The sequence below is a fragment of the Mesorhizobium sp. M7A.F.Ca.CA.001.10.2.1 genome, from assembly GCF_003998575.1.
Classification (GTDB): Bacteria; Pseudomonadota; Alphaproteobacteria; order Rhizobiales; family Rhizobiaceae; genus Mesorhizobium.
The window spans coordinates 1-6,745 of the sequence record NZ_RZQY01000312.1 but is presented as its reverse complement, the minus strand read 5'-3'; the positions used below and the strand labels follow the sequence as shown (position 1 = coordinate 6,745).

7 protein-coding genes are annotated in these 6,745 nt (G+C 64.4%); 2 read left to right on the top strand and 5 right to left on the bottom strand.

The features are described 5' to 3' along the window. The first annotated feature begins 252 nt into the window (after positions 1-252). The gene (locus tag EN964_RS19895; protein ID WP_127270867.1) at positions 253-729 is read left to right on the top strand and encodes an NUDIX hydrolase; all 477 of its coding nucleotides are present in this window, start codon (positions 253-255) and stop codon (positions 727-729) included. A 4-nt stretch (positions 730-733) separates the two neighbouring features. On the opposite strand, the gene EN964_RS19890 is transcribed toward EN964_RS19895, so the two are convergent. The 5 genes from EN964_RS19890 to EN964_RS19870 all read right to left on the bottom strand — a co-directional run bounded on the left by EN964_RS19890 (position 734) and on the right by EN964_RS19870 (position 5,940). Then, the gene (locus EN964_RS19890; protein WP_127270868.1) at positions 734-1,582 is read right to left on the bottom strand and encodes a citryl-CoA lyase; all 849 of its coding nucleotides are present in this window, start codon (positions 1,580-1,582) and stop codon (positions 734-736) included. Further along, positions 1,579-2,763, bottom strand: coding sequence for a CaiB/BaiF CoA-transferase family protein (locus tag EN964_RS19885; RefSeq protein ID WP_127271808.1), 1,185 nt, complete (start codon positions 2,761-2,763; stop codon positions 1,579-1,581). The genes EN964_RS19890 and EN964_RS19885 overlap by 4 nt, the downstream gene beginning before the upstream one ends. Positions 2,764-2,778: 15 nt before the next feature. Continuing rightward, on the bottom strand, positions 2,779-4,302 hold the full coding sequence (locus tag EN964_RS19880) for a tripartite tricarboxylate transporter permease (RefSeq protein WP_127269607.1): 1,524 nt from the start codon (positions 4,300-4,302) through the stop codon (positions 2,779-2,781). A 4-nt stretch (positions 4,303-4,306) separates the two neighbouring features. Then, positions 4,307-4,843, bottom strand: a complete 537-nt coding sequence (locus tag EN964_RS19875; protein WP_027037688.1) for a tripartite tricarboxylate transporter TctB family protein — start codon at positions 4,841-4,843, stop codon at positions 4,307-4,309. A gap of 122 nt (positions 4,844-4,965) precedes the next feature. After that, positions 4,966-5,940: a tripartite tricarboxylate transporter substrate binding protein gene (locus tag EN964_RS19870; protein WP_127269608.1), complete on the bottom strand. Its 975-nt coding sequence runs from the start codon at positions 5,938-5,940 to the stop codon at positions 4,966-4,968. Between the two features lie 184 nt (positions 5,941-6,124). Here EN964_RS19870 and EN964_RS19865 point away from each other — a divergent pair. Then, a partial coding sequence (locus tag EN964_RS19865; protein WP_164775893.1) for an IclR family transcriptional regulator occupies positions 6,125-6,745 on the top strand: 621 nt, incomplete at its 3' end.

The window sequence follows — 6,745 nt, the reverse complement described above, 5'->3', positions numbered from 1 at the left end:
AACAGCAGCAGTACCGCGCCCAGGACCGCCAGATCGTTCAGCAGCCGCCCCCGGTCGTGCAGCAGCTCAAGCCAAGCTGCCAGACCCAGATAATCGGCACCACCGCCGTGAGCAATTGCCGCTGACATCAAGGCGTTTTTCATTTATTTAGCCGACTTAGGTATTTCGAGTGTCTTTCGGCACATGCGAAAGTTTTGGTTTCGCAACGATGCCTTGTCGCGCTATGCGGCATTGCATCGACTGGATTGACGAATGGCAGCCACCAAGAAAAAGGCCGTACGCAAGGCAAAAAAGGGCGAGAGGATCCGCCAGGTGGCGGCTATTCCCTTTCGGCTGACCGCGCGCGGCGACATCGAGGTCATGCTGGTCACGTCGCGTACCACCAGGCGCTTCATCGTCCCCAAGGGCTGGCCGATGAAGGGCAAGAGCGGACGCAAGGCGGCCACCATCGAGGCACAGGAGGAAGCCGGCGTGCTCGGCAAGACGCTGAAGCAGCCGGCGGGCACCTATTCCTACTGGAAGCGGCTGGCCAATCGCTTTGTCCGCGTCGACGTCATCGTCTATCTGCTCGAGGTGAGCGAGGAACTGGCCGACTGGCAGGAAGCCAAACGACGCCAGCGGGCCTGGCTGGCGCCAGCCGACGCAGCCATGCTCATCGACGAGCCTGATCTTTCAACGTTGGTGAAGACGCTGAAGCTTCCTCAGCCTTTGCAGGTGGACCAGGCGTAAAGCCTCACTCGCCGGGCTCATCGCTTTCGGGAAACGGCCGCACCGGCGTGCCGGTATAGGTCCACAGCCATTCGCGCGGCAGCGGCCCTTTGTTTCGCTCGGCCTGCTGCGACTGCTCCCAGGCATGCGCAAGGATGCCGACCGAGCGCGACAGCACGAAAAGCCCTCGCGTCAGCGCTGGCGGAAAACCGAGTTCGCCATAGATGACGGCGGTAGCGCCATCGATGTTGAGCGGTATTTTTTTCCTCTTGCGTCGCGCGACGTCCGCCTCGATCGCTTCTGCAATATCGACGAAACGTCCGTTGACGGCACCGCGTGCGGCAAATTCGCGGGTCAGTTCCAGCAAGCGCGGCGCGCGCGGGTCGACGGGATGGAAGCGATGTCCGAGCCCCGGCACATAGCCCTTCTCCTCGGCGAAGAACCGGTCGAGCCGTGTCGAGACCGCTTCATTCAGCGTCATCCCGGCATCGATTGCCACGGCAATGTCACCATAGAAGGAAAGCGCCTGCTCGCCGGCGCCACCGTGCACGTCGCCGAGAACGTTGATGGCCGAGGCCATGGCGCTGTTGATACCGACGCCGCAGGTTGCGGCCATGCGCGCGATGGCGATCGATGGCGCCTGCGGTCCGTGGTCGACGGCGGCTCCCAAGGCAATGCCGAGCAACTCTGCCTGGTCCTCGCCGGGCAGTTCGCCGCGCAGCATCAGCCAGATGACAGCCGGGAAGCTGACGCGGCCGATCAGATCCTGGATCTCGTAGCCGCGCAGCCGGATGACACCAGGCCGCATCTCGATGATGTCGGTCTGCCACCATTCCTCGCCGCGCTCACGGCCCGTCTTCTCCGTGTCGCTCATGCGCCTGCCTTTGTCTTGGCGCGGGGTGGCAGGTCGGCGAACACCTCGCCCATATGTTCGCCGAGCGCCGGCGGCGGCTTTGTCGGCAACGGCGCCTCGCCATCTACCATGAAGCCGCCGCGCAGAACGGTCAGCGGCTTGTCCATGCCGGCCACATCATCAAAATTCGCGGTCACCCGGCGTTCGAGCACTTGCGGCTCGGCCAGCACTTGCGGGATCGTCAGCACCCTGCCGGCAGGCACGCCGGCGCGATTGAGCATCTCTTCCCAGGCCGCGGCCGGCGCGCCCGCCAGGGCGTCCTCGATTTCGACTTTAAGCGCCGCACGGTTGCGCTTGCGCGTCTCGCGCTCGGCAAAGCGGACATCGGAGGCCAGTTCCGGCCGGCCGATCAGCCGGCACAGCGCCACGAACTGCTCCTGCTTGTTGGCGGCGATGTTGACGAGCCCGTCGCCGGTGCGAAACGTACCGGAGGGTGCCGCCGTCATGTTCTCATTGCCCATCGGCTTGGGGTCGATGCCTACGGTCAGATAGTTGGAAACCGGCCAGCCAAGCGCGGAAAGTGTGCATTCGAGCATCGAGACGTCGAGAAAGGCACCCTCGCCGCTCGTCTTCTGCCGCACCAGCGCCGAGGTAATGGCGAACGCGCCGACCAGTCCGCCAAGCGTGTCGGCCACGGGATAGCCGACCCGCAGCGGCGCCGTTTCCGGTGTTCCGGTGATACTCATGATCCCCGACAGGCCCTGGATGATCTGGTCATAGGCGGGATTGTCGCGCATCGGCCCGGTCTGGCCGAAACCCGATATCGCGCAATAGACGAGGCCTGGACGGACCGTCTTCAGCGCCTCGTAACCAAGCCCCAGCCGATCCATCACGCCCGGGCGGAAATTCTCCACCAGGGCGTCGGCGCTGGCCACCAGATCGAAAAAGCGCTCGCGATCGGCTTGCTGCTTGAGGTCGAGCACCACCGACCGTTTGCCGGCGTTCTGCGCCAGGAACGATGCGCCCATGCCGGCGCTGTTCAGCTTTGGCGAGCCGCCGAGCTGGCGGGCTAGGTCGCCGCCTTGCGGCGCCTCGACCTTGATCACATCGGCGCCGAGCAGCGCCAGCTGATAGGCGCAGTAGGGACCGGCCAGGACGTTGGTCAGGTCGAGGACGCGGATACCGGAAAGCAATTCTGTCATGGCGTCATGGATCGATCAGGCATCGCCGGGCACATGCTCCGGTCCGCGCCGACGCCGATGCTCGATGAAGGCCCAGATATGCGGGCCGGCGAGGCCGATGAAGGCGAGCGTCAGCAGCGTCAGCGACAGCTTGTGGGTGTAAAACACCGACCAGTCGCCATTCGAGATGGTCATCGCCCGGCGGAACTGGGTTTCGGCGAGCGGTCCAAGGATCATGCCGATAATGACGGGCGCGGTCGGGAAATCGAAGCGCCGCATCAGGAAGCCGGCGGCCCCCAGGAGATAGAGGATGACGAGGTCGATGGGCGATTGCGAAATGCCATAGGTGCCGACCGTGGCGAACACCAGGATGCCGGCATAAAGCTGCGGCGCCGGGATTTTCAGCAACCGCACCCACAGCCCGATCAGCGGCAGGTTGAGGACGACGAGGATGACGTTGGCGATGAACAGGCTGGCGATCAGCCCCCAGACGAGGTCGCCCTGGGTCGTGAGAAGCAGCGGCCCGGGATTGATGCCGTAGCTCTGGAAGGCCGACAGCATGATCGCCGCCGTCGCCGAAGTCGGCAGGCCGAGCGTCAGCATCGGCACCAGCACGCCGGCGGCGGAGGCATTGTTGGCAGCCTCGGGGCCGGCAACGCCTTCGATGGCGCCGACGGTGCCGAACTCCTCCTTGTGCTTCGACAGCTTCTTTTCGATGGCATAGGACAGGAAGGTCGGGATTTCGGCGCCGCCGGCCGGCATGGCGCCGATCGGGAAGCCGATCGCAGCGCCGCGCAGCCAGGGTTTCCACGAACGCCCCCACTCGGCCGCCGTCATGTAGAGCGAGCCCTTCAGCGGCACGATCTCGTCCTTGCCGGCATAGCGGCGCGAGGCCATGTAGAGCGTCTCGCCGACGGCAAACAGGCCGACCGCGGCAATGATGACATCGACGCCATCAAGCAGTTCGTTCGTGCCGAAGGTGAAGCGCGGCTGGCCGGTCTGCAGGTCGACGCCGATCATGCCGATGACGAAGCCGGCGAACAGGCTGGTCAGGCCGCGTACGGAAGACGAGCCGAGCACCGCCGAAACGGTGATGAAGGCCAGCACCATCAAAGAGAAATATTCGGCCGGACCAAAGGCCAATGCGAACTTGACCACCACCGGCGCCAGGAAAGCGACGCCCATCGTGCCGATCGTGCCGGCGACGAACGAGCCTATCGCCGAAGTGGCGAGTGCCGCGCCGCCGCGCCCGGAACGCGCCATCCTGTTGCCTTCCAACGCAGTGACGATGGTGGCGCTTTCGCCGGGCGTGTTGAGCAGGATCGACGTCGTCGAACCACCATACATGGCGCCGTAGTAGATGCCGGCGAACAGGATGAAGGATGCCTCCGGCGCCACCTGATAGGTGATCGGCAAAAGCAGCGCGATGGTCAGCGCCGGCCCAAGACCGGGCAGCACGCCGATGGCGGTACCGAGTGTGGTGCCAAGCAGGCACCACAGAAGGTTGACCGGGGTGAAGGCAACCGAGAAGCCATGTGCGAGATGTCCGAGCGTTTCCATGGCGTCAGCCCCTCAACATGGTGATGAACGCATCGATGACCGTGTTCAGCTGGTTCTCGATGAAACCGGCACCGATGTTGACGCCAAGCGCCCTGGCGAAGCCGAAATAGGCGGCCAGCGCCAGGATCAGGCCGAGCACTGCGTCACGCAGCGTGCGCTTGCTGCCGAAGCCGTAGCAGACCAGAACGAACATGATGACGGATGCCGCCGTGAAGCCGAGCGGCCGGATGAGCAGCAGATTGGCGATCAGGCCGATGACGACGAAGCCCATCGCCTTCCAGTCGGTCGGCGTCTCCTTTTCCTCCTCCGGCTGCCAGCCGCCGCGAAGCGCGGCAAGGATGAGCAACAGCGAAAGAACCACCAGGCCGAACATGGTGAGGTAGGGAAAGACGGTCGGGCCGACCTTGGAGTAGAGCGGCGACACCGGGATTGCCAGCGTCTGCCAGGCGACGGCGCCGGCGCAGGCCAGGAGCCCGATGCCTATCAACAATTCCGGCACGGCAAGGCGCCACGGCGCCGCCTGCTGGTCGCTGGTGCTCATCGGTATCCTCCCAAGATGGCCGGCATCCTCCAGCCGGCCGCATCCGCAGTTTCGCCGCATCATATGTCCATGCGGCAGGCGAGATGGGAAGGGGGCGGCACTCTAACCGCCCCCTGAAGACATCAGGCGAGGCCGAGATCCTTGAGGATCGCGGTGATGCGGGCCGTGTCCTCGGTGAGGAATTTTGCGTAGTCGTCGCCAGTCAAAAGGATGGGCGTCCAGTTGCGGTTTTTGCATTCGGTTGCCCATGCATCGCTCTTGGCCATGGTCTCGATCATTGTGACCATCGCCGCCTTGTCGGCGTCGGAAACGCCGGGCGGTGCGAAGACGCCGCGCCAGTTGAACAGTTCGACATCGATGCCGGCTTCCTTCATCGTCGGTGCGTCGATGCCGTCCTGACGCTTGTCAGCCGAGATGGCGAGCAGCCGCAGCGCGCCCGCCTTGACCTGCTCGGAGAACTCGCCAAAGCCGGAGATGCCGGCCGCGACCTGGTTGCCGAGCAGCGCCGACAACGCCTCACCGCCGCCGGCGAACGGCACGTAGGACAGGTTTGTCGCCGGCACGCCGACCGTCTTGGCAATCAAGCCGAACAAGATGTGATCCGAGCCGCCGGCGGAGCCGCCGGCGACGGGAACCTTTGTCGGATCGGCCTTGAGCGCGGCGACGAAATCAGCGGCCGTCTTGAACGGTGACTCCGCCGGCACGACCAGGGCCTCGAACTCGCCGGTGAGGCGGGCGATCGGGGTGACTTGCGTCAGATTGTTCGCGGCCTTGTTGGCAATGATGGCGCCGACCATGACCATGCCGGCAACCATCAGGGAATTGCCTTTGCCGTTCCACTGGCTGATGAATTGCGGCAGCCCGACAGTGCCGCCGGCGCCGCCGACATTGGTGATCTGCGAACCCGAGATCAGCTTTTCACTGCGCAGCACCTGGTCGATCGTGCGCGCCGTCTGGTCCCAGCCGCCACCCGGTGCGGCAGGCACGAAGAGCTGTATCTGGGGCGCGCCTTCGGCGTAAGCGGGAGAAAGATGCGACGTCATCAGCCCGGCACCCACGGCTGCGGTGCTCATCAAAAATCTGCGTCTGTTCAGCATGGGGATTCCTCCAAATCACGACACCTCCTCCGGTGCCCGCCAAAACGCGCCTGCATCCAGACCCGTCATCGATTTCAAGCAGATGTTACGGAGTTCTGTCAACGGAAACGATATTCTACTGGACAGAACGATTTGGCGGCGCGACAGAGTCGCGTCGCTCGGCTTTCTTCAAACTGGAACCACCATGGACTCGCCAAGCAAATCGGCAGATGGGGAAATAGATCGCACCTCGGCGGACGGTGTTGCCGCGCTTGATCGGGCCATTGCCATCCTCGATGCCTTCACCACGGATGACCGGTCGCTCAGCCTGGCCGAAATCGCGGCGCGCACCGGCCTCTACAAGAGCACCATCCTGCGGCTTGCGAATTCCCTCATGCGCGGACGATTGCTCGAGCGCCTCGACAATGGACGCTACCGCGTCGGACCCGCGACCTTTCGGCTCGGTGCGCTCTACCAGCGTTCGGTCGTGGCGGTCGATATCCTGCTGCCGATCATGCGCGATCTTTCCGAGCGAAGCTGGGAGAGCGTTGCCTTCTATGTTCGCTCGGGCGATGTCCGCACCTGTCTTTACCGCGTCGAATCCAAGCACCCGATCCGCTACACGATACGCGAAGGCGACGTATTGCCTTTGCTGCTCGGCTCGGGAGGCCGCGTGCTCGCAGCGTTTTCGGGCCAGCAGGGCGAACCGTACGAGACCATCCGCGAGACCTGCAACTGCCTCGCCGTGGGCGACCGGGACCCTGAGACGGGGGGCGTGTCGGCGCCGGTGTTCGGCCCGGGAGGCGTCCTGCTCGGCGCCTTGACC